The 22168-nt window shown below is 68.8% G+C and carries 23 protein-coding genes and 1 tRNA gene; 9 read left to right on the top strand and 15 right to left on the bottom strand.

Annotated elements, in window-relative coordinates:
- The first annotated feature begins 104 nt into the window (after nucleotides 1-104).
- Complete coding sequence (locus tag AC5Y4Z_RS08755; RefSeq protein WP_499962653.1) at nucleotides 105-509, top strand: HIT family protein; 405 nt, start codon at nucleotides 105-107, stop codon at nucleotides 507-509.
- Nucleotides 510-513: 4 nt separating this feature from the next.
- Here the strand turns inward: AC5Y4Z_RS08755 and AC5Y4Z_RS08750 are convergent, their stop codons facing one another.
- Entirely contained in the window at nucleotides 514-1941 is a 1428-nt protein-coding gene (locus AC5Y4Z_RS08750; RefSeq protein WP_499962651.1) for a sensor histidine kinase, read from the bottom strand.
- Between the two features lie 23 nt (nucleotides 1942-1964).
- Complete coding sequence (phoP, locus tag AC5Y4Z_RS08745) at nucleotides 1965-2684, bottom strand: two-component system response regulator PhoP (protein ID WP_499962649.1); 720 nt, start codon at nucleotides 2682-2684, stop codon at nucleotides 1965-1967.
- A 157-nt stretch (nucleotides 2685-2841) separates the two neighbouring features.
- On the opposite strand from phoP, the gene AC5Y4Z_RS08740 reads away from it, so the two are divergent.
- Nucleotides 2842-3573 carry a hypothetical protein gene (locus tag AC5Y4Z_RS08740; RefSeq protein WP_499962647.1) on the top strand — a complete coding sequence of 244 codons (732 nt, stop codon included), beginning with the start codon at nucleotides 2842-2844 and terminating at the stop codon, nucleotides 3571-3573.
- Between the two features lie 29 nt (nucleotides 3574-3602).
- A tRNA-Thr gene (locus AC5Y4Z_RS08735) sits at nucleotides 3603-3674 on the top strand.
- Between the two features lie 177 nt (nucleotides 3675-3851).
- Here the strand turns inward: AC5Y4Z_RS08735 and AC5Y4Z_RS08730 are convergent.
- The 4 genes from AC5Y4Z_RS08730 to AC5Y4Z_RS08715 form a co-directional block, all read right to left on the bottom strand.
- Nucleotides 3852-4337 (bottom strand): hypothetical protein, encoded by a 486-nt coding sequence (locus AC5Y4Z_RS08730; RefSeq protein WP_499962645.1) that lies wholly within the window; start codon nucleotides 4335-4337, stop codon nucleotides 3852-3854.
- Nucleotides 4338-4793: 456 nt separating this feature from the next.
- Nucleotides 4794-5537: a DUF732 domain-containing protein gene (locus AC5Y4Z_RS08725; RefSeq protein WP_499962643.1), complete on the bottom strand. Its 744-nt coding sequence runs from the start codon at nucleotides 5535-5537 to the stop codon at nucleotides 4794-4796.
- Nucleotides 5538-5567: 30 nt separating this feature from the next.
- On the bottom strand, nucleotides 5568-6356 hold the full coding sequence (locus tag AC5Y4Z_RS08720; protein WP_499962641.1) for a carboxymuconolactone decarboxylase family protein: 789 nt from the start codon (nucleotides 6354-6356) through the stop codon (nucleotides 5568-5570).
- Nucleotides 6356-7144 (bottom strand): SDR family oxidoreductase, encoded by a 789-nt coding sequence (locus AC5Y4Z_RS08715; protein WP_499962640.1) that lies wholly within the window; start codon nucleotides 7142-7144, stop codon nucleotides 6356-6358. The genes AC5Y4Z_RS08720 and AC5Y4Z_RS08715 overlap by 1 nt, the downstream gene beginning before the upstream one ends.
- A 71-nt stretch (nucleotides 7145-7215) precedes the next feature.
- On the opposite strand from AC5Y4Z_RS08715, the gene AC5Y4Z_RS08710 reads away from it, so the two are divergent.
- The 4 genes from AC5Y4Z_RS08710 to AC5Y4Z_RS08695 are packed head-to-tail and all read left to right on the top strand — an operon-like array spanning nucleotide 7216 to nucleotide 10970.
- Nucleotides 7216-8670: an aldehyde dehydrogenase family protein gene (locus tag AC5Y4Z_RS08710; protein ID WP_499962638.1), complete on the top strand. Its 1455-nt coding sequence runs from the start codon at nucleotides 7216-7218 to the stop codon at nucleotides 8668-8670.
- Nucleotides 8667-9470 (top strand): SDR family oxidoreductase, encoded by an 804-nt coding sequence (locus tag AC5Y4Z_RS08705; RefSeq protein ID WP_499962636.1) that lies wholly within the window; start codon nucleotides 8667-8669, stop codon nucleotides 9468-9470. The genes AC5Y4Z_RS08710 and AC5Y4Z_RS08705 overlap by 4 nt, the downstream gene beginning before the upstream one ends.
- Nucleotides 9467-10312 (top strand): NAD(P)-dependent oxidoreductase, encoded by an 846-nt coding sequence (locus tag AC5Y4Z_RS08700; protein WP_499962634.1) that lies wholly within the window; start codon nucleotides 9467-9469, stop codon nucleotides 10310-10312. The genes AC5Y4Z_RS08705 and AC5Y4Z_RS08700 overlap by 4 nt, the downstream gene beginning before the upstream one ends.
- Nucleotides 10302-10970: a TetR/AcrR family transcriptional regulator gene (locus AC5Y4Z_RS08695; RefSeq protein WP_499962632.1), complete on the top strand. Its 669-nt coding sequence runs from the start codon at nucleotides 10302-10304 to the stop codon at nucleotides 10968-10970. Before AC5Y4Z_RS08700 ends, AC5Y4Z_RS08695 begins: the two co-directional genes overlap by 11 nt.
- A 20-nt stretch (nucleotides 10971-10990) precedes the next feature.
- Here AC5Y4Z_RS08695 and AC5Y4Z_RS08690 read toward each other — a convergent pair whose 3' ends face one another.
- The 8 genes from AC5Y4Z_RS08690 to AC5Y4Z_RS08655 form a co-directional block, all read right to left on the bottom strand.
- Nucleotides 10991-12730: a PE domain-containing protein gene (locus AC5Y4Z_RS08690; RefSeq protein ID WP_499962629.1), complete on the bottom strand. Its 1740-nt coding sequence runs from the start codon at nucleotides 12728-12730 to the stop codon at nucleotides 10991-10993.
- A 114-nt stretch (nucleotides 12731-12844) separates the two neighbouring features.
- Complete coding sequence (locus AC5Y4Z_RS08685; protein ID WP_499962627.1) at nucleotides 12845-13690, bottom strand: hypothetical protein; 846 nt, start codon at nucleotides 13688-13690, stop codon at nucleotides 12845-12847.
- 10 nt (nucleotides 13691-13700) lie between these two features.
- Nucleotides 13701-16061 (bottom strand): putative alpha/beta hydrolase, encoded by a 2361-nt coding sequence (locus AC5Y4Z_RS08680; protein ID WP_499962625.1) that lies wholly within the window; start codon nucleotides 16059-16061, stop codon nucleotides 13701-13703.
- Between the two features lie 146 nt (nucleotides 16062-16207).
- On the bottom strand, nucleotides 16208-16984 hold the full coding sequence (locus AC5Y4Z_RS08675) for an enoyl-CoA hydratase (RefSeq protein WP_499962623.1): 777 nt from the start codon (nucleotides 16982-16984) through the stop codon (nucleotides 16208-16210).
- Nucleotides 16971-17612 (bottom strand): S1 family peptidase, encoded by a 642-nt coding sequence (locus tag AC5Y4Z_RS08670; protein WP_499962621.1) that lies wholly within the window; start codon nucleotides 17610-17612, stop codon nucleotides 16971-16973. The genes AC5Y4Z_RS08675 and AC5Y4Z_RS08670 overlap by 14 nt, the downstream gene beginning before the upstream one ends.
- A 101-nt stretch (nucleotides 17613-17713) precedes the next feature.
- A complete protein-coding gene (locus AC5Y4Z_RS08665; RefSeq protein ID WP_499962619.1) occupies nucleotides 17714-18598 on the bottom strand; it encodes an alpha/beta fold hydrolase in 885 nt (294 codons plus the stop codon).
- Between the two features lie 42 nt (nucleotides 18599-18640).
- Nucleotides 18641-18802, bottom strand: coding sequence for a hypothetical protein (locus tag AC5Y4Z_RS08660; RefSeq protein ID WP_499962617.1), 162 nt, complete (start codon nucleotides 18800-18802; stop codon nucleotides 18641-18643).
- A 27-nt stretch (nucleotides 18803-18829) separates the two neighbouring features.
- On the bottom strand, nucleotides 18830-18979 hold the full coding sequence (locus AC5Y4Z_RS08655; RefSeq protein WP_499962615.1) for a hypothetical protein: 150 nt from the start codon (nucleotides 18977-18979) through the stop codon (nucleotides 18830-18832).
- 72 nt (nucleotides 18980-19051) lie between these two features.
- On the opposite strand from AC5Y4Z_RS08655, the gene AC5Y4Z_RS08650 reads away from it, so the two are divergent.
- Nucleotides 19052-19321 carry a hypothetical protein gene (locus AC5Y4Z_RS08650; protein ID WP_499962613.1) on the top strand — a complete coding sequence of 90 codons (270 nt, stop codon included), beginning with the start codon at nucleotides 19052-19054 and terminating at the stop codon, nucleotides 19319-19321.
- 26 nt (nucleotides 19322-19347) lie between these two features.
- Here AC5Y4Z_RS08650 and AC5Y4Z_RS08645 read toward each other — a convergent pair whose 3' ends face one another.
- Nucleotides 19348-19965, bottom strand: coding sequence for a DUF2510 domain-containing protein (locus AC5Y4Z_RS08645; protein ID WP_499962611.1), 618 nt, complete (start codon nucleotides 19963-19965; stop codon nucleotides 19348-19350).
- Between the two features lie 252 nt (nucleotides 19966-20217).
- Here AC5Y4Z_RS08645 and AC5Y4Z_RS08640 point away from each other — a divergent pair, with 252 nt between their 5' ends.
- Nucleotides 20218-21777, top strand: coding sequence for an LCP family protein (locus AC5Y4Z_RS08640; protein ID WP_499962609.1), 1560 nt, complete (start codon nucleotides 20218-20220; stop codon nucleotides 21775-21777).
- Nucleotides 21778-22168 lie beyond the last annotated feature (391 nt).

The following is a 22168-nucleotide window of genomic DNA, read 5'->3' as shown; positions in this document are numbered from 1 at the left end:
CTCCTCCCGCCAATGGGTCAGGAGTGATCTTCCCGAGGTCGCAGAACGAAGTCGCAACGGTGCGCTAACGATTCCGCTTCGGACGGCGTGGCATGCTGGGGGCCATGGCGTCGATCTTCACCAAGATCATCAACCGTGAACTGCCCGGCCGCTTCGTCTACGAGGACGACGACATCGTCGCGTTCCTGACGATCGAGCCGATGACCCAGGGCCACACGCTGGTGGTGCCCCGCGCCGAAATCGATCAGTGGCAAGACGTCGACGGTGCGGTATTCGCCCGCGTCATGGCGGTGAGCCAGCTGATCGGCAAGGCCGTGTGCAAGGCGTTCCGCACCGAGCGTGCCGGGATGATCATCGCCGGGCTCGAGGTGCCCCATCTGCACGTCCACGTCTTCCCCACCCGCAGCCTGAGCGACTTCGGCTTCGCCAACGTCGACCGCAACCCGTCACCGGAATCCCTCGACCGGGCGCAGGCCAAGATCAAAGCGGCGCTCGAACAGTTGGCGTAGCGCCTCAGACGTGCGCGGGCACGTCGCTGACGCGCGGCAGCGTGACGCGGAAGCAGCACCCCTCGCCCGGCGCCGTGGCCACGCTGACGTCACCGCCGTGCGCGCGCACCAACGACTCGACGATGGACAGCCCCAGGCCGGTGCCGCCGCTGGCCCGCGCCCGCGACGAGTCGGTGCGGTAGAACCGCTCGAACACCCGCGACGCGTCGTGCTCGCTCATGCCGGGACCCTTGTCGGCCACCTCGAGCACCGCGTCGTCGCCCTCGGTGCCGACGCGCACGTTGATGTCGGCGCTGGCCGGGGTGTGCTGCAGGGCGTTGGCGATCAGGTTGCTGAGCACCTGCCGGATCCGCGGCTCGTCGCCGAGCACCTCGGGGGTGCCGGGGCCGTCGAAGACCTCCATGGTGATGACCCGGTCCGGGTCGATCGCCTGCGCGTCGTGCACGGCGTCGCTGGCCAGCGCCAGCAGGTCCACCCGATGCTGCTCCAGCGGTCGTTGCACGTCGAGGCGGGCCAGCAGCAGCAGGTCGTCCACCAGCAGGCCCATCCGGCTGGCCTCGCTTTCGATGCGCGACAACAGCATCGACACGTCGCGGGCGGCGCCCTGCCGGTACAGCTCCGCGAAGCCGCGGATGGTGGTCAGCGGGGTGCGCAGTTCGTGGCTGGCGTCGGTGATGAACCGTCGCATCCGTTCCTCGGAGCCGCGCGCCTTCTCGGCGGAGGACTCCGAGGAGGCCAGCGCTTGCTGTATCTGGGCGAGCATTCCGTTGAGCGCCAAGGAAAGTCGGCCCACCTCGGTTCTCGGGTCGCGTTCGGGGACGCGGCGATCCAGCTGGCCCGCGGCGATGTCGGCGGCGGTGTGTTCGACCTCGGTCAGCGGTCGCAGGCTGCGGTGCACCACCGCGAAGCTGGCGATCCCGACGATGACCAGCACCGCCACCCCGATGCCGATCTGCAGCCAGACCAGGGAATTCAGGGTGTGCTGCACGTCGGACAGGTCGACCGCGACCGTCGTCAGCCCGTGCGGGCCGCGCACCGACACCGCCCGCCACTGAATGTCGGAGCCGTTGACCGAGGGCAAAGTGGTCGGGTTGGGGCCGACGTCGTTGTCGGGCGGCAGCGCCGGTTCGGCGTTGCGGTCGTTGATGGCGGTGAACGGGGTGCCGTCGATGCCGATGCCCCGCACGTAGAACTTCGACGGCGGGCGGCCGGGGTCGGGCCCTTCGTAGGGTGGCGGCGACTGCCGGCGCGGCGCCTGCGCCCAGCCGCGCGAGGCGTCGAGCAGCGTCTGGTCAATCCGGCTGATCAGGCTGTGCCGCAGGATCGAGGTGACGGCGAACCCCGAAAACACCAGGCCGCACGCCACCAGGATCAGGGTGGCACCCACGAGGGCCACCCTGAGGGGCAATCCGCGTCGAACCTTGTTGGCCATCTTTCTATTCTTCGCGCGAATGCTCAGCGCGGTTCGCGCAGGACGTAGCCCACGCCGCGCAGGGTGTGCAGCAGCCGCTTCTCCCCGGTGTCGATCTTGCGGCGCAGATACGACACGTAGGACTCGACGACGTTGACGTCACCGCCGAAGTCGTAGCGCCAGACGTGGTCGAGGATCTTGGGTTTGCTCAGCACGGTGCCGGCGTTGATCACGAAGTAGCGCAGCAGGGTGAACTCGGTGGGCGACAGCGACACCGGCTCGCCGGCCTTCCACACCTCGTGGGTCTCTTCGTCGAGTTCGATGTCGGCGAACGTCAGGCGGGCGTTGCGCGGTTCGGCGCCGCCCTTGCCGGCGCGTCGCAGGATGACGCGCAGCCGGGCGACGACCTCTTCGAGGCTGAACGGCTTGGTCACGTAGTCGTCGCCGCCCAGCGTCAGGCCCGCGATCTTGTCCTGCAGGGAGTCGCGGGCCGTCAGGAACAGGGCCGGGGCGTCGATGCCGTCGGCGCGCAGCCGCCGCAGCACCCCGAAGCCGTCCATGCCCGGCATCATCACGTCGAGGATCACCGCGTCGGGGCGCGCGTCGCGGGCGCGATCCAGGGCCTGGGCCCCGTTGGTGGCGGTGTAGACCTCGAATCCCTGGAACTTGAGGCTGACCGAGAGGAGCTCGACGATGTTGGCCTCGTCGTCGACCACGAGGACGCGGGCCTCGGGTTTGGTTTCGCTTGGACTTGCCGCTGTCATGAGGTCACTGCTGTCCTTCGTGTGCGTTTGCTTTCCGGTCATTGTGTGATTCCTGAAAGCTCGATGCCAGTCGTCTGCTAACAGTCTGCCAAAAATCATCGCATGAGCTTGGAACGATGCGGTTTTACCGGCGGTTTCGTGAATAGACTCTGAAGGCATGAACCTCGCCAAAGGCATCGTGTCGCTCGCGACGGCTCCCGCGCGGGCCGGGCTGGCCGCCGCCGACGCGAGCCTGAACGTCGCGACGGCGGCGGTGGGGGTGGCGAAGCAGGCGCTGGGCGAGGCCGCCACCGGGGAGTCGCGGACCAACGCGATGGCGGCCATGTTCGGCATCGACGACGCGATCACCCGCGCCAACCGGTTGGCGCGGCTGCTGGACGACGACGCGCCGCTGGGCCGCGCCGTGGCCCAAGACGGGCCGTTGGACCGGTTGCTGCGTCCGGGCGGGGTGGTGGACATGCTGACCTCCGAGGGCGGTTTGCTCGACCGGCTGACCGCCGAGGGCGGCGGGTTGCAGCGCGCGTTGCAGCCCGGCGGGCTGGCCGATCAGCTGCTCGCCGAGGACGGGTTGATCGACCGGGTGCTGTCGGAGGACGGGCTGGCCGAGCGGCTGCTCGCCGAGGGCGGGCTGATCGACAAGCTGACCGCCAAGCACGGCCCGCTGGACCAGCTCGCCGACGTCGCCGACACCCTGGCCCGCCTGACGCCCGGCATGGAGGCGCTGGAGCCGGCCATCGCCACCCTGCAGGACGCGGTCATCTCGCTGACCATGGTGGTCAACCCGCTGAGCAGCATCGCCGACCGCATTCCGCTGCCCGGTCGTCGTCCCTCGCGGCGCCCGTCGTCGCGGTCGGTGCGCTCCACACGGATCATCGACAGCGACGAGTGAGGCGTTAGGCTGGCACCCTGGCTTACCCGGCCTCCTTAGCTCAGTGGTAGAGCACTCGCCTTGTAAGCGAGCGGTCGTCAGTTCAATCCTGACAGGGGGCTCAAATCTCTCTCAATCTCTGGCTTTCACCGAACGCTGCCGGGGCGTCCTGGGTGAGCTGACGGCGTCGAGTGTGCATCTATGGCTTTCGTTGTGAACGTAGGGCGGCACCCGGGCGAGATTTCCGCCCAGGATTCACTACCAAAGCCAAGGGTTCACAATCGAAGCGGATTCGTGAGTCACACGCCCGGCCAGTTGGCGGGTGGGGCGGCCCAGCCGAGAAATTCCGCGCCGGGGGCCGGGTTCCAGGACTTGAAAATCTGCACGCTGCTCCCGCCGCCCACCGCCGGCATGCCGCGTTGCGAGCTCTCATCCACCCCGCCGGAGACGAAAGTGCCGTCCCCCCTTGCGATCACGACATGGCCCTGGTGGGCTCCGCTTTCCATGTCCCATGGACTCTCTGAGAACACCAGCGCGCCCTTGGGGAAGTTCGCGTCCATGCGGATCTGTTTGGTGGTCGCCAGGTGATCATGGAACGCGAGCGCCGAGGGATAGCCAAGGCCGGGCTCGCCGTACGCGTTGGCCACGAACCGGCCGCACGCGAAAAGGTAATCATTCGAGCCGACTTTGCTGTTGGCCCACGCGACGGCACGGTCTTCCTTCGTCGCCGTGTCGGCATTCGCCGGGCCGGCGACGGCCACCAGCGCCACGGCCACCGCGGCCAATAACCGAGCGTTCATCCGTCGGCGCCCTTCCATACGTAGACGAGTCGTTGCGAAAAGTATCTTCGCCGAACGTGCTCTCATGGCGAGTTTTCGGCGGATTTGTCGCCGTGACTGCACGCTCGGCGCGCTCCAAACGAGCAAGTTTCACAGGAACTTTCAAGGTCCCGCGCCCACGCTGACGCCTAGCATTGATAGTGGTTGGTCCTAGCACTTGCCGAGCCCGAAATGCGGAAGTTTGCAGCGATTTCAGTTGCCGTTGGGGCGTTGATACTCAGCGGGGGTGCCGCTCACGCCGACACGCAGCCGATCACACCGGCACCGCCGCCGGGGGCACCGAAATGCCTTACGTTCGACGGCCAACCGCCACACGTGAACTACCTGCCGTGCGGATGGACGACGGACGGCACGCGGTGGACTCCGCCGCCGCCCCCGCCGGACCCGTAACGCCCGCGGAGGCTAGTGCTGGCCCGGGATGGCCGGCAGACCGTCCCGGATCTTTTCCAGATCGCCTTGGATGCGCTGCAGATCGCCTTGGACGGCTTGCAGATCCGAGAGCGTGTTCTGGAAGCCCGGCTGTGTCTGGGCCGCGCTGGTGGGCACGTACTGAGGGCAGTACGAGACGACCGCGCCGGCGGTGAAGTTGGCGCTCTGATCGGCGTCCCAGATCGTCGAGCGCTGCACGAAGCCGATCGCCTCGGCGTAATTGGGTTGGTGCGCCAGGAAATCGCAGACGGCATGCCCCTGGGTCGTCACGTATTCCTGGCTGGGAACCGGCACGCCATCGTGTTTCAACGTGTCGACCAACGCCCGGTCGACGATGTCCACCGGCGGAGCGTGGGCCTGCGGTGCGGCGGGCAGGGGCCGCGCGCTCGACGGCGGTGACGCCGCCTCCGGCTCGGCCGGCGGTGACTTGTCTCCCCCGAACATCACCGCGACCACCGCAACGGCGGCGACGGCGAGAACGGATAGCGGCAGCACCGCGAGCGGACCGAGCCGGCGCAACCCACCTTTGCGCCGGCGACGCGTGACCTCCGCGGCCGTGGCGGCGGCCGCCGGGGTCACCTCCGGAAGGTGGCCCAGGCGCTCGTCGAGCAGCTGGTCGACCCGCAGCGACGACGGCTGGCCGCCCTGCTCACGGATCGCTTGGCGCCGAAGGGCGATGAGCCGCAGCTCCGAGTCGATCGTCTCGCGATCGCGCATATCAGCCAGTCTGATGCCGGCGCGACGTTGTCACAAGTCCGGGTTGCCCGCGACACCGACCAGCAGGTCATCGAGGCGCCGCGCGAGGTTCCAGCCCAGGTAGACGGCGAAGTGGACCACGAGTTCCTCGAGCTCGTCGCGGGCCATGTCCCCGAGGGCGAGGGCGGCCCGGAGGTGCTCGGTGACCTCCTCGTCGATCGCCGTCGACGCCGCGCCGCAGATGCTGATGATGCGCCGGTCGCGGCGGGTGAGGTATTTCTGCCGGCTCCAGATCTCGCCATAGAGGTAGTCGAGGCGGGCGCGGCCGCCGAACGCGGTCGACGCCGGCGGCGGTGGTGCGCCGTGTATTTGCTCGTAGGCCGCGATGCCGCGTTCGCGGCGGGCGCCGTCTTCGGTGGGTTGCGCCCAGAGCTCAAAGTCGTGCGGCGCCAACGCCGCACCGCCTTCCTCGGTAATTTTGTGGATCGCCATCATTCCGTACATCTGCAGCACCGACGCCTTGGGCCAGCCGGCCTGGGTTCCGAAGTGCAGGACGAACTCGTCGAACTCGGAGTACGTGATGTCCCCGCTCTTCAGCGCCGCGTACACATGCGTCTCGATGGGCGTGACCGCCCCCGCCGCGCCGACACACGTCAGGGTGATCCAGCGCCGGTCCCTGGGCGTGAGCACGCCCCGCCGCCACATCTCGCCGAAGACGTACCCGATCACCCCCGACTCCAGGTACGCGCCGGCCGGGTCCGGGCTCGCGGACCTCATGATGTGCTCGTACTCGGCCCGCGCGACCGCCCGCCGCTCCTCGCGAGTTGTCCACTCGGCCATCAGAACCGCATGATCCAGCCGCCGTCGACCGAGATCGTCTGGCCGTTGATCCAGTCGCCCGCCGGCGAACACAGCAGCAGCATCGTCCCGATCAGGTCCGCGGGCGGCCCGGACGTCTTGCCCGGGATCTGGGCGCCGAGGATGTCGCGGACCGGCGAGTCCTTGGGCAGGCTCACGTAGGCGCTTTCGTTGTCGACCAGCCCGGGCGCGATCCCGTTGACGTTGATGCCCCGAGACCCGAGCTCGGTCGCCAGGTTGCAGGTCAAACCGTGCAGGGCGTATTTCGACACCCCGTAGATCCCGCCCGGCATGAACGCGCCGGCCGACAGGCCGTTCACGATGCGCCCGCCGCCGCGCGCGGTCATCGACTCGATGACCGCCTGGGTGCACACCAGCGGGCCGCGCAGGTTCACGTTGAGGACCCGGTCCCAGTCCGGTATCGGCATGTTGGACAGCCCATACGGGGGCAGGTCGGTCATCACCGCGGCGTTGTTGATGAGGATGTCGATCCCGCCGAACGCCGCGACCGCCGCCGACACCATCTCGGCGGCCGACTCGGCGGAGGTGACGTCGAGGTACACCGCGATGGCCCGAAATCCCTTGCCCGTCAGTGCATCCGCGGTGCGCTGCGCGGCGTGGAGGTTGATGTCGGCGATCACCACCGAGGCGCCCGCGTCGCACAGCGCGTCGGCATACACCTCGCCGATGCCGCCGGCGCCGCCGGTCACCACGGCCACCTTGTCGGTGAGGTCGAAGAGTTCCTGCACGTCCATCCGAGCATTAGGCACACACTTGACCTTTGAAGTCAAGTGTCTTAGGAATAAGTAGCCTTTCTTAGCGACCCGTGCGGAGGACCCCGATGAGCGTTGACCTGACCGTGCCCGCGGTGCACCTGCACATCGGCGGCGAGGCGCGCGCGAACGGTTCGGGTGGCCTGTACCAGCACGTCTATCCGGCGACCGGCGAGGCGCAGGGCCCCGTGCCCCTGGCCGGCCCGGACGACGTCGACGCCGCGGCGCGGGCCGCGCACGCCGCCTACGCGGAGTGGCGCGCCTGGCGGCCCGCGGAGCGGGCGCGGGTGCTGCGCCGGCTCGGTGAGCTGATGGAACGGGACACGGCAGAAATCGCCCGGTTGTCGGTGCTGGACAACGGGATGACGGCGGGCATCAGCCAATCCCTCGTCGGGATCATGGCCAGTTGGACGTCGTATTACGCCGGCTGGGCCGACAAGGTCGAAGGACGTGTCACGTCGTTCCCGGCGAACCAGCGCGAGCTGGCCTACTCGCTGCCCGAACCGTACGGCCTCGTCGGGATCATCCTCACCTGGAACGGCCCGGTGGTGTCGGTCGGCATGAAGCTGATCCCGGCGCTGGCGGCCGGGAACGCGGTCGTGATGAAGCCGTCCGAGCTGACGCCGTATGCGACCGAGCACCTGATGGGTCTCGTCCGGGAAGCCGGCATCCCCGACGGGGTGGTCAACCTCGTGCTGGGCGGGCCGGCGACGGGCGAGGCCCTGGTACGCCATCCCCTCGTCGAGAAGGTCAGCTTCACCGGCGGACCGGCGACGGCGCGCAAAATCCTTGCCGCGTGCGCCGAGTCCCTCAAGCCCGCCGTGCTCGAGCTGGGCGGCAAGTCCGCCAACGTCCTGTTCCCGGACGCCGACCTGGATACGGCGGTGGCCGTCAACGCCTTCAGCGTTCTCGGGACCCTTGCCGGGCAGGGCTGCGCGATCCCGTCCCGCATGGTCATCCACAACGACATCTACGACGACGTCGTCGAGCGTGTCCTCGCGATGGTCGGCGGGATGCGGTGTGGAGATCCGTTCGACCCGGCGACGGTGATCAGCCCCGTGGTGACGCGCGAAGCCCAGGAACGCATCCTGGCCATGATCGAACGCGCGCAGCGCGACGGCGCGAAGCTCCTGGCGGGCGGCGGCGCCCCGGCCCACCTGCCGAACGGCTTCTTCGTGGAACCGACGGTGCTCGGGGATGTGGACCCGGCCTCGGAGCTCGGTCAGGTCGAGGTGTTCGGCCCGGTGCTGTCGCTCATGCGGTTCGAGACCGAAGACCAGGCCATCGAGATCGCGAACTCGACGGCCTACGGGCTCGCGTCGTATGTGTACACGAAGGACGTCGACCGGGTGACCAGGATGGTGACCGCGCTCCGGGCCGGCGGGGTGTACGTGAACGGGGCGAGCCCGGTCGTCGGCTGCGAGCTCGCGTTCGGCGGTGTCGGCATCTCCGGCTTCGGCCGCGAGGGCGGCCAGGAAGGTCTGTTCGAGTTCCTGCGCACCAAGGCCGTAGGTATCGGATGACCAAGCGCCTCAACCTCAACGGCGCGGTCGCCGTGCTGACCGGCGCGGGCAGTGGCATCGGCCGGGCGACCGCGGTCGCGTTCGCCGAACGCGGCGCATCCGTCGTCGTGAGCGATCGGTCGGAAGCGCGGGTCGCCGAGGTCGTCGAGCAGCTGAACGCCCTCGGGCGCCCGGCGATCGGGCTCACCGCAAACGTGACCGTCGAGGCGGACCTGCAAAGGCTTCGGGACGCCGCGCTGCAGCGGTTCGGCCGAATCGACCTGGTGATGAACAACGTGGGCGTGCTGGCGGTCGGCGCCCCCGAGACGCTGCCCGACGAGGCGTGGACTCGCACGATCGACGTCAACCTGTTGAGCATCGCGCGCAGCAACCGAGTGTTCCTGCCCGGGTTGATCGCCCAGGGCCGCGGCCACGTCGTCAACACGGCCTCGGCCTCGGGGCTGCTGAGCTACGGTTTCGATCGACTGCCCTATGTGGCGTCCAAGCACGCGATCGTCGGGGTCTCCGAGGCGCTGGCGACCTACCTCGGCCCGAAAGGTGTTGGGGTGACCTGCCTGTGCCCCTCCGGGGTCATCACGAACATCCTCGAGGGGATCACCGTGTACGGCGATGCGCCGGCGACACCGCGCGCCCCGGCACACGCGCTGGTGAGCGCGGAGGAGGTCGGCACGCTGACCGCCGACGCGGTCGAGGCGGGGCGATTCCTGGTCGTGACCGCGCCCGAGGTGCACGAGTCGCTGCTGGCGCGCGCGAAAGACATCGAGGCGTACCTGCAGGCGAGCATCGCGGAGCAACGGTGACCGGCCTGAAAGTCGGATTCGTCGGCCTCGGGTCCCAGGGCGGGCCGATGGCGCGCAGGATCGTCGAAGACGGGTTTCCCACCACGCTGTGGGCGCGCCGCCCCGAGTCCCTCGGCCCGTACGACGGCACCGGCGCCGGCTACGCGCCGGACCGCCGCGCGCTCGGCGCCGCCTCGGATGTGTTGTGCCTCTGCGTGATCGACGATGCCGACGTGGACGAGGTCCTGCGCGGGGACGACGGAGCGCTCGCGGGAATGGCACCGGGCGGAATCGTGGTGATCCACAGCACCGTTCATCCCGACACCTGCCGCCGCCTCCAAAATGACTTCCCCCGAATGCATTTCGTCGACGCCCCCGTTTCCGGCGGCGGCCACATGGCCGCGGCGAAAGCGCTTTTGGTGATGGTGGGCGGCGACGAGGACGCGGTCGCGCGGTGCCGGCCGGTTTTCGATACCTACGCGAACCCGATCGTGCACCTCGGCGGTCTGGGCGCCGGCCTGACCGCGAAGCTGCTGAACAATGCGCTGTTCACCGCGCAGCTCGGCCTGGCCGCCAGCACCTTCGGCGCCGCCGCCGGTCTCGGCGTGGACCTCGAGGCCCTGACCGAGGTCCTGTCGACGGGCAGCGGGCGCAGCTACGCGGGCGAGGTGGTCGCCAACTCGGGGCACAGCCTTGCGGTGATGGCCGAACTCGCCGGGGCGCTGCTGGCCAAGGACGTCGGCATCCTCACCGACCTGGTCGGGCGCGATTCCGCCCGGCTGCTGCGGGCGGCCCTCCAGATGAGCACGGCCACCATCGAGGCGATGCGTCTCGACGATCCGGAGAATTCCGGTGCGCGATGATCTGATGGTGACCACCCGGACCGGACCCCCTCCGGCAACCGCGCTGCAGCTGCTGCTGGCGGCCGAGCGGCTTTTCGCCGAGCACGGGCTGGCCGGAGTTTCGTTGCGCCAGATCTCGATCGAGGCGGGTTCGTCGAACAACTCGGCGATCCGGTATCACTTCGGCTCCAAGGACGATCTGCTCCGGGCGATCTTCACCTACCGCCTCGACGACCTCATGCAGCGCCGCGCGCTGCTGCGGGCCCGCGCGAATCCCGACGATCTGCGGGCCCAGCTCGAGGCGCACATCCTGCCGCTGATCGAGTTGGCGGAATCGCCGGACAGCTCATACGTGTCGTTCATCGAGCAGCTGCAGCGCGCGGGCGCGGTCGACGTGTTCCTGCACCAGGCCGACGCAATGAAGTCCCAGGAGGAGTTCGCCTCCCGGATGCGGGGGGTCCTGCCGCACCTCCCGGAGCCGGCGCGCTCGATGCGGATCAGGCAGGCCCAGGACCTGGCCGTCCACCTCGCGGCCGAGCGCGAGCGCGCGATCCGGCGCAACGATTCCGTCGCCCCGTTCGCGCTGTTCGTCAGCGCCGCGGTCGACGGCCTCGCGGGCTTCCTCGAGGCACCCGCCTCCGCGGAAACCAACCGGCTGATCTCACGCGAAAACTGCTGAGCGCAAGCCGGATTGGGCGCTCAGATCAGTCCGCTCAGCTCGGTCTGCAGCCCGCTGATGCTGGTGCCCGCGACCGCGTCCATCAGGTCGCGGGTGACGGCGTAGGGGAAGTTGAACGCCGCCGCGCCGACCCCGTTGATGCCGCCGCGCACCGCGTCGACGATCGTCGCCGGATCGCCGCTGAGCAGGGACTGCCCGACGTCGAAGGCCGCAAACTGCGGCGCCGTGACCAGGTTGCGCACGTCGACGAACAGCTTGGTCGGCAGCGTCGGCGGCCCGACCGGAACTCCGTCCCAACTCACCAGCGTCCAGCCGTCCGTGGGGTTGCCCTGGACCTGGACGACGCCGGTGTTGGGCAGCGAGTGGGTGAGCATTAGCAAGGGGTTGGGGTTGTTGACGTTCATCAGCGTGCCGGTCTCGATCGCGAACGCGCTCGAGAATGCGACCTCGGTGACCTTGCCGTTCGCGGCGACGATTGGGTTGGCCAACGCGTTGGCATACATCGATTGCAGCGCGCTGGTGAAGCCCTGGTCGAACATCGCCCCGTTGAATTGGGTGCCCAGCCCCACGTTCGGCACGAGGGGGAATCCGAACGTCCACGCCAGGGGGCCGACGAGATACATGACGCCCGCGGGGATTTGGGGCATGCCCTCGAAAATGCCGGCGCTGATTTCGTTCAGCCCGGGCAACACCTGCGGGGTGATCCCCGTCATCCCGGCCAGCGGCGCGGCCGTCTGCTGGGCCCTGATCAACTGCGACTCGAAGATCCCGGCGAACGGGCCTTGCGAATTCAGCACTCCCGCAATGGTGTTGGCCTGACCCAGCCCCAGCGCAGTGAGTGGGGCCCCCGGCACCGCGGTGTCGATCAGGTTTGCTGCGTTGCCCAATGACTGGGCGTGCCGCACGAAGTCGATCTGGATGACCGGCCCGCTGGGGCCGCCCGGGCCGCCGGTGCCGACGAACAACCCGCCGCGACCCGCGGCCCCGTCGACGCCACCGCCGGGGCCGCCGGGTCCGCCGAGGCCGCCGTTGCCGAGGAAGAACGCGTGGCCGCCGGTGCCGCCGTTGGCCCCGACGCCACCGCCGCCGCCCATGCCGCCGTTGCCCATCAACCAACCGCCGATGCCGCCGACGCCGCCGGCGCCGCCGGTGAAGCCCGTGCCACCCGCACCGCCATTGCCGATCCACCCGGCGGCGCCCCCGGCGCCCCCGGCGGATCCCACGCCCCCGGTGGGCGAATAGCCGGGCCCGCCGTCGCCGAAGAAGAGGCCGCCCGGCCCGCCGGTGGGGGATGCCGCCGTCCCCGCGACACCGTTGCCGATCAAGTCGCGCCCGAGCAGTAACTCGGTGGGCGCGTTGATGATCGGGTCGAGCGCCCGGCCGAGCGGGCTGGCGATCCAGGCCTGGCCCGTCCCGTGGATCGGGCCGTAGACGAACGTCTGGAATCCGTCGGAGGTTGCCGACGTAAGACTGGAGGCGATGCCCGTCTCGGCGCTCGCGTACGTCGACGCCGCGGCGGTCAGGGTGCTCAGGAACTGCTCGTGGTAGGTCGCCGCCTGCGCGGCGGCCGCCTGGTACTCCCGGGCGTGCGCGCCGAACAGCGCCGCAATCGCCGCCGACACCTCGTCGGCGCCGGCCGCCGCCAGCCCGGTCGTCGGAATGGCCGCGGCCAGATTGCCGGCGCGCACCGCCGAACCGATCCGCGCTGCGTCCGCGGCAGCGGTCTCCAACATCTCCGGTGCCACCAGCATGAATGACATCGCCTATCCCCCCCGAACTGCCAACGCGTACTAGACATCATGGAGTCTCGCGTTCGAAAAGGGTGCGGATCGGCGCAACTGGAAGCAACTGAAAACGGGCGAAAACGGGTGCCGCTATTGGGGGCCCGCGGCGGGCCAGCCGGGATAGGGCGCCAGGGTGGGAAAGTCCGAGCGGGGATGCACACCGTTGAGGAGGTACAGCCGGCGTTCCAACGGGTCGGGCGCCGTGTCCACGCAGGACCGGGCATCGGCCGGTTCCGAGGGCCACTCGCCCGGGTTGAGGTTGTTCTTCATCGCGGGATCCGCTGTGAGGTAGCCGTTTATCTGCCAGCCGCCGAACACGTCGTCGACGGGCGCGGCGGCGGGCCCTTTCTGGGGCGGCAGGGCCGGCGATGGGCTGTGTTCTGGCGCGGTCATCCGGATCCAGCGCAAAGCGAGCCCGGCCGTGGGATCGGTTGCGGGCACGGTGCTCCTCGAGCCGTACGTCCCGTTGCCGAGGTCGATCGCCTCGCCATACCCCCAGCCGCACACGACGGCGGTCACCTGACGTCCAGCCGTGTCGATGCGCAGGACGTGGTAGCGGCCGGTGCCCACGATGCGGTCGCGGTTGGGGTGCTCGGTGTTGGGCCAGCGGTCACGGGTGCTGTCCGGTTGACCCTCCGGAGCGTTGGGCGGCACCGCGCGGGTGAACCCGGGATAGACGTAGCCGATGTCGCCGTCGGTTTCCGCCAACACGACCGATTCGATGTAGGCGCGCACCACCACCGGCGCCCCGGTGAGCAGATCTATCCCCGGATCGGCGCTCCAGACCACCCGGTCTTCCGCGTGGTTTCCCGTCCACGGGACCTTGGGCGGCGGCGCCGCGGGGTGCCGGACGGCCGGAGAACCGCAGGCCGCAAAAACCGCGCAAACCGCCGCAGCGAGCACGGGCGCGAGAAAGCCTTGGCGCAATGAATTCACGAACCTGTTCCTAGGGGTCGGGTATCTGCGTCACGGCGTCGTATTGATGTTGCATGTGCGGGATTACCGTGCCGTCACCCAATATTACCTGCACCGTGTTTTTGAGGGCCTGGTTGTATTGGTAGTCATTGAGCGTCGGTGCCCCTTGAAAGTGTTTGCAGTTGTTGACGTATTCATCGTAAGTGGCGATGTGCAGCGGGCTGCGGGGATCGCCGGGGACGTCCGGGGCGAAGAACTGGGGCGCCAGTCCCGTCGGGACGCGGTTGGCGACCAGCCCGTCGAGCACCTGTGCGTATGCGGTGCTGTCCGGCATGTGCGGGATGACGACGTCGTGAGGCGCGGTCGACGAGGGCGGCGCGCCGATGATGTCTTGCTCCAACGCGTTTCCGCCCATCGTCAGTGCCGGGCCGCCGATCGTGCCGATCAGGTTGTAGGGCGGTGGCAGCGTCTTGCCGGCCAGCCCCAAGGCGGTGCTGCCGCCCTTGACCACCGAGTTGTACGCCGACTCCTTCCGGGAGTAGGCCTCGCTGGCCTGTTGGGCGCCGTTGAGCCCTTCGGCGTGCACCGCGTTGTTGACCCCGACGTCGACCAAGCCCTTGAGCGTCGCGGCCTGCTGCAGATCGGCGTCGTTGGCGACGGCGCCGGGCACGTGTTGCGCCACCGCCTCGGCGTAGCGGTTCTGGTCCGCCATGATCTGCTGCATGGCCGCGCCGTTGAAGATGTTGGACGCGTCCTTGTCCGTGCTGAGCACCGAGAAAATGCCCTTGGCGATCGGCAGCTTGGATTCCACGTCGGTGTTGGTATCCGGCGTGTGGAAATACGGCGACAGGTCGTTGGTGCCGCCGGCGATGTTGGAGACGTAGGGCGACAGCCCGGTGGCGAACGCCTGCGTCAGCTTGGGGTCGACCTGGCCGAGGGTGTGGTGGCCCGGCAGGTCCAGCAGTTCGTGGGAGTGCGAGCCGAGGTAGGCCGCGTAGGTCTGGGCGGTTTGCCCGGCGATCTGGGCTTCCGGGCCGGACGCGTCCCTGGTCCAGCTGAACAACGACCCGGCGGCGTCGCCCCCGTCGGACCAGGCGTGGTGGGTGATGTTCTGCAGGAAATCCTGGGTCGACTGGTCGCACACGCCCTGCTGGTTGACGATCCAGTTGACGGCCTCGTGGTCGCGGCCGGCCGCCCAGAACACCGACTCGACCGTCGGGTCGAAGGTGTTGCGCGACCAGTCCTGCGTCATGATCATCGCCCCCTTGTGCAGCAGGCCCTGGTCGATCCCGGTGTTGTGCTGCAGCGCGGGGTTGCCGTCCCGGACGATGTCGGCGACCGTCCTGGTCTGGTCGGCATACATCCAGCCCGGTTGCGTGGTGTCCAGCGTCTGCTGCACGCTGTCGGGCAGTTGCGACATGCCCCCTCGCACCGTGTCGGTCCCCTGCTTGGCGCCCACCTTCAACGGCGTCTTGGGGAAGACCAGGTTGGGGTTGCTCATCAGCTGCCACGAGTCGCCGATCATGCGCTTGTCGTCGCCCAGGCGTTGTTCGGCGGTCTTGAGCGCGTCGATGGACATGCCGTGCTGCTGGGCCTGCAGCTGGCTGAGCACCGACGCCTGCTCGGCGGTCAGCGGGACCTTGCCGGCCAGCTGGTCGGGCGTGATCGAGCCCAGCACCCCGTTGACGCGCGACGCGGCGCCCTTGTCGCCGCCGAGGGCGGCGCGCACGTCGTGTTCGGCCGAGTCCGGCGTCTCGGCCTCGTGGCCGTCGACGCCCCAGACGCGGGCCGGGTCGTAGCCGTCCGTGGCCAGGTTCGACTGGCCCTTCTGCAGGGTCTGCGTGTAGCCGTTGCGCACCCCGTGCAAATGGTCCAGCGCGCGTTTGGTGACCTGCACCGCGTCCTCTTCGCAGATGTCGATGAAGGCGTCGAGCGCGCTGCGATCGGCGGCGGTGAGTTTGGGGTCCGTCTTCATCCGGACGGCTTGGTCGATCATGTCGTCGAGCTCGTGCAACGACGCGTCCAGGCCCGCGATCGTGGCCTTCCCGTCCTTTTGCGCCTCGGCCAGGGCGGCGGCGACCTCTTCGAGATGGGCTCCGATCTTCGGTAGCTGCTCGGACTGAGCGCCCAGCTCCCGCGCGGTGCGCTGCACCTCGGCGGCGTCGTTGATCGGGTTGTCGCCGTTTTCGTGAGTCCAGGCCGCCTCGAAGCGGCGACGGGCCTGATCGAACGTCGCGTCGGCCTCGGCGGTGGACCGGCCGGCGCCGTGAAAGGCCGTGGCTAACGCGGAAATCTGTGCCGGACGGCCGACCTGCAGGCTCTCGTTGACGGCCCACGGATCGCCACCGGCCGCGGCGATCAGCGCGGGAACGATTATGTATTTGAACGACATAACACGTGCCCCGGCGAGCTCCCCGGCATCGCCGCCCCCCCTTCGGTGAACTCGTGCTCAGACTACTGGTCCAGGCGCGAGGGTCAATTCGGTCGAAGAATTCGCGAAATTGGGTTTCGTTTGTCGTCGGCGAATTTTCGTGGCGGCTAAGAGCCTTTCTTGCGCGAGAGAAACGCCCGCATGTGTTGTTGCGGCTCGCCGGTCAGGAATGCCAGGGCGAACTTTTCGATGCTGTCCTCGATGGCGCCCTGAACCGTCATATCGAACCAGTTGTTGAGGAGGCTCTTTTGTTGGCGGACCGCGTGCGGGCCGAACCCGCTGAGCTTGGTGGCGAGTGCGGCGATGCGGTGGTCGAGTTGGTCGGCGGCGACGACCTCGTGCACCAGGCCCCAGGCGGCGGCGGTGCCGGCGTCGATCGTCTCGCCGGTGAGCAGCAGCCACGCCGCGTGGGAGGCGCCGATCAGGGCCGGCAGCAACGCCGAGTGGATGACCGACGGAATGCCGATCGCCACTTCCGGCATGCCGAACTTGGCTTGCGACTCCGCGATCCGCAGATCGCAGGACGCGGCGACCTCGAGGCCGCCGCCGAGGCACCAGCCGGCGAGCCGGGCGATGACCGGGACGGGGCAGTCGCGAATCGCCTCACACAGCCCCGCGAGGCCGCGGATGAACTCCTCGGCGCTGGACCGGTCGAGGGCGACCATCTCGTTGATGTCGGCTCCGCCGATGAACGCCCTGTCACCGGCCCCGCGCAACACGACCACCCGCGCGTCGGCGTCGTGGCCGAGCCGGCCGAACGCCTCCGTCAGCTCCTCGATCGCGCCGGTGCCGATGATGTTGAGTGGCTTGGAGTTGATCAACTCGATGGTGACCACGCCGGCGTCGTGCCCGAGCCGGACGAATCGCCCGTCAGGGCAGGACATGCAAGCCCCACCGGCCGAGCAGGGGATCAATGGCGGCGAAGTACGTGGTGTAGTCGTCGCCGTCCGGGGACGACGTCAAGAGGCCGACCGCGCTGACGGTGCCGTCGGGGTTTTTCACGAAACCCGGGCTGCCGCTGTCGCCGTTGAGGCTGTACACGCTGGCCTCGACGACGTCGCCCGTCACGTCCTTGACCACGCCGCACGTCTCGCCGGTGACCGCGCCGATCTTGCAGAACGGCATGCCCGCCCGAATCTGGTTCGCGCTCAACACATCCCGGACCACATAGCGGCCGCCGACGTGTCCTACGGGCGCGCCGATGCCGGGGTCGAGGCGGATGATGGCGGCGTCCCTGCTGTCGCCTTCATGCTCGCTGGCGCTGATCGTGCCCAGCGGGACGTCGTCGCCGTAGGTCCATACCGAACCGTCGTGGGCGTCGCAGTGCCCACTGGTCATCAGGTAGTAGCTGCCGTCATCGCCCTGGGCCGCGAAACCCGATGTGCACGAGCTGTTTTCATCCTCCACTTTCATGCCCGGCATCGCGCCCGGGCTGGCGCCCACCGGGGTCGCCGACGTCATCACGGCGACGGCCACCGCACCGACCATCCCCGCCCCTCGCAACCACCGCATGGCCGCCCCGCCTCTCTTCGTGTCGGCCAGCATGGTAACAGCGCGCTCCCCGAACCCGCTCGGGCAGCGGGGAACTGGGATGCCGTGCGCTTATCGGCGGGTCATCCGGCGTCCACGTGCCGGGCGAGGAATTTCAGGACGGCGTCGGCGAAGACGTCGTTGCGGTCGCCGGCGACCATGTGCCCCGCGCCGCGCACGTCGGCGAACTCGACCTGCGGGAAGCGCGCCAGGAATTCGTCGGCGCGCTCCTGGCTGACCAGGTCGCTCACCTGACCCCGGATCAGCAGCATCGGCACGCCGTTGCGCAGGATCGCCTCGACGGCGTTGTGCATGCGGTCGGGGTCGGTGACCTCGAACGGGGGAAATGCCGCGGTGCCGCTGATGAACTGCGGGTCCCAATGCCAATACCACCGATCCCCGCGGCGGCGCAGGTTGGTGGTCAGGCCCTCGAGATCGGTGGGCCGCGGCCGGTGGGGGTTGTATTCGGCGATGGCGTCGGCGACCTCTTCGAGTGAGCCGAACCCCGACTCCACCCGGTCGGCCATGAACGCGTGGATCCGGTTCGCGCCGGACTGCTCCATGTTGGGGACGATGTCGACGAGCACGACCGCGCTGGCCGTGCCGGGCGAGAGCTCGCCTTCCAGCAGCATCGACGTGAACCCGCCGAGCGACGCGCCGACCAGCACCGGCCGCGGTGGCAGCGTGCGCAGCACCTCGGCGACGTCGGCGGCGAAGCTGACGACGCGGTAGTCGCCCTCGTCCGACCAGTCGGATTCGCCGTGCCCGCGCAGGTCGATGGTGACGGCCTGCCAGCCGTGCTTGGCGACGGCGCGGGCGGCCTTGGCCCACGAGCGGCGGGTTTGCCCGCCGCCGTGCAGGAACACCACCGCACGCGCCCGCGGATCGCCCAGGCGGTCGGCGACGATTCGCACGCCGCCGGGCCCTTCGGTCGAGAACGTTTCAGGTGCCGCGGGCGCTGGGGTCACCAGGAGATAGTAAGACGCGCTCGAAATCTCCCGGCGGTTTCGTCACGCGGCGGAATGCTTGCCGGTCCCGAGGACCTTGGTGATCCGGCGGACCAGCCTGCCCAGGGGGCTCCCCGCGCGTTGGGAGTCCTTGATCCGGCCGAGGGTTTGCTCGCCCTTGGCGGCGTAATCGCCGACCGTTTCGTCGCCTTCTTCAGCGCGCATGCGCTGCCTCCCTCCCTATCGAGGTCATCACTGCGGTGTCTGGGGCTCCGGCGGGTCCGCGGGCGTGAGCCGCTCCGGGGGTTCTGCCGGCGTGAGCCGTTCGGGCGGCTCTGCCGGCGTCAGCCGCTCGGGCGTCTCGCCCGGGGTGCCGGGCTCCGGTGCCACTGTGTCATTCATGATCGGCCCTCCAATCGGCTCCGGGTTGCGTACCCGGCGGGCGCGCGGATCAAAACGGCCTACACTCCGGGGATGCATCCGGTGCCAACCGGGCACGCATCGCACCAGGCCCCTCTCGTGGTCGGGCTTGTTGTCGCGCTGCTGATCGCCGTCCTGGCGATCCCGGTCAAGCAACGCTGTGGTGCGCCGGGCTTTTCGTGCGCCACCGCGCCGGATCAGGGGGGCAACGTGCATTACTACTACGAGGTCGAACCGCTCGGTGTCTACCTCGCCGAAATCATCACCGGCTCGAACATCCGCCTCTACTACACGTCCGGCGAGGAGCTCGTGCGGAACGGGTGAATCATGTTCGGGCGCAGCGGTTTTCGCTAGCCATGGCAGACCTGCGTCGCGTAGGTGACCGGCGGCGCGTTCAGCCGTGACGACACCGTGACGGATGGCTTCACCGCCGCTTTGGTGAGGCCGAACCTGGTGAGGTCCAGGCTGATGTCGACGGTGTCGGGGGCGGTCTTTGCGGCGTGAGTTCCCTTGTCGGCCCGGACATCCGGGCCCTTGTCCGCGCGGTGGATCGCGAGTTCGTCGGTGCCCTGCTGCGTGTTCAGGAGCGCGAACGTGGTGCCGTCGTTGGCGACGGCGTAATTGACCGCATAGCTGGGTGACGCCGGCAACGGCTGGGCGAATCGGACCGCCAGCTGCAGCACATTGGCCCGGGGATGGCTGACGCCGACGGAGGCGACGGTCAACGCCGGCGGCGGCGTCGGGCCGGGCTGCGCCTGGCAAACCAATCGGTCCGGCAGGTGAGACCAGTCGTCGTGCGACGGCCGCATCCAGACGTAGAACCCGGCGATGACCGCGGCCAGCAGCACCGCGACCGGGACCACCAGCCGTAGACCCGGCGGGAGCCGCTGGAAGCGCCGCCCGGCACCGGCGCGCGCCCGCGGCGGGTATCGGCCCGGTGACAAGTTGGGTTCGATCTCCTCGGCCATGTGCCCCTCCCGAGACCGTGTTGAGACGCGCGGGCGGACGGGCCCGGCGCCGGTCATCAAAACCGCTGGTAGCGGCCGGATCTTCGCGGCGAGATCGGTGCGTTTCCCCCGGGTGACCCTGGTTACATCAGGCTGCTCCATTAGAGCGATCACAGCAAGCTCACGCATACTTGACGGCATGCTGCAAGCGACATCACCGCAACCCGCTATTGCGGTGACGGGTGGTGCGCTGGTAATAGGACGAGGTTTTTGATGTCACGCTCTGGCGGTGCTCATCGCCGCCATCGCGCCGTTCGGCGACCGTCGCGGCTGCGCAAGGGGCTGACCCGTGCCGCGATGGCGCTGGTGTCGGTGGGGGCGGTGCTGATGACCGGGGCGGGCTATTACGTCGCCCACGGGGCGTTCGGCGGCATCACGATTTCCGAGGCGCTGTCGCCGGAGGACCCGCGCTCCAGCGGCGACAACATGAACATCTTGCTCATCGGGCTGGACTCGCGCAAAGACCAGGACGGCAACGACCTGCCCTGGTCGATCCTGAAGCATTTGCACGCCGGCGATTCCGACGACGGCGGCTACAACACCAACACGCTGATCCTGGTGCACATCGGGGCGGACAACAAGGTCGTCGCCTTTTCGATCCCCCGCGACGACTGGGTGCCGTTCAACGGCGTTCCCGGCTACAACCACATCAAGATCAAAGAGGCGTACGGGCTCACCAAGCAGTACGTCGCGAACAAGCTCGCCAATCAGGGCACCAGCAGCCAGAAGGAACTCGAGACCAAGGGCCGCGAGGCGGGCCGGGCGGCCACGCTGCGCGCGGTGCGCAGCCTGACCGGCGTGCCCATCGACTATTTCGCGGAAGTCAACCTGGCCGGCTTCTACGACCTGGCCCAAAGCCTGGGCGGCGTGGACGTGTGCCTGAACCACGCCGTCTACGACTCGTATTCCGGCGCCGACTTCCCCGCGGGGCGCCAGAGACTGGATGCCTCCCAAGCGCTTTCGTTCGTCCGGCAGCGGCACGGGCTGGAGAACGGGGACCTGGACCGCACCCATCGGCAGCAGGCGTTCATCTCGTCGGTCATGCAGGAACTGCAGGCCTCGGGCACCTTCACCAACATCGACAAGCTCAAGAGCCTGATGGCGGTGGCGCGCAAGGACGTGGTGCTGTCGTCGGGCTGGGACGAGGACTTGATCCAGCGCCTGGGCACGCTCTTCTCCAGCGGCAACGTCGAATTCCGGACGCTGCCGGTGGTGCGCTACGACAACATCGACGGCCAGGACGTCAACATCATCGACCCGGCGGCGATCAAGGCCGAGGTGGCCGCGGCGATCGGCGCGCCGCCGCCGTCGACCACGCCCGCCACCACCGCGGCCAAACCCAGCCCGTCGACCGTCGTCGACGTGATCAATGCCGGCAGCATGAGCGGCATGGCGTCCGAGGTGTCCCGCAGCCTGAAAAAGCACGGTTACACCGCGGGCCAAGTGCGCGACCGCAATTCGGGTGAGCCGACCGCCACCGCCATCGAGTACGGCGCCGGCGCGGAAACCGACGCGCGCAACGTGGCGACGCTGCTGGGGCTCGACGCGCCCAAGCAACCGGACAGCAGCCTCGAGCCCGGGCACATCCGGGTGATCGTGGATACCAACTTTTCGATGCCGGCGGCGGACGAGACCACGACGGACGACACGACGACGACCACCACGACCACCAGCAGGTCCAACACGTACTACTACAACGGCACCACGACCACCTACCCGACGCCCGATCAGGGCAAGCCGATCGACGGCGGCGGGGTGCCCTGCGTTAACTGAGCGGCGATCCGAGCGATCGACAGCGGCGTCGCCGGCTTCCCTCAGTTGATAAGGTATTCCCTTACGCCCTAACGGGTCTCAACTCATAGACGGGGCGGGTTCGATGCGCAGGATCCGAATATCACCGGGAGTTTTGCCGGTCGTCCAGACAACCATCCAACTCGCTCCTTCGCCGACCTCCACGGTGCGAGCCCAGGTAGTCGGCGTTGTACGAAACTGGCTGGCCCCAACTCGGTGCAGCTCAGGATGCGCATCAAGATCTCCCAGAACCTGAGCAATGGCCGCGCGAACCGCTCGTTCGTAATCGTGCGTGCTGGCGGCCAAGGACCGCGAGCGGTCCGCTGCGACCGGCGCGAAGAAAAGAGGCATGGGCGCCTTTCGATGCCAACAG

Source organism: Mycobacterium sp. NGS63 (assembly GCF_059812295.1).
The sequence above is the reverse complement of the archived record's forward strand: the minus strand, read 5'-3'. Positions and strand labels throughout refer to the sequence as shown.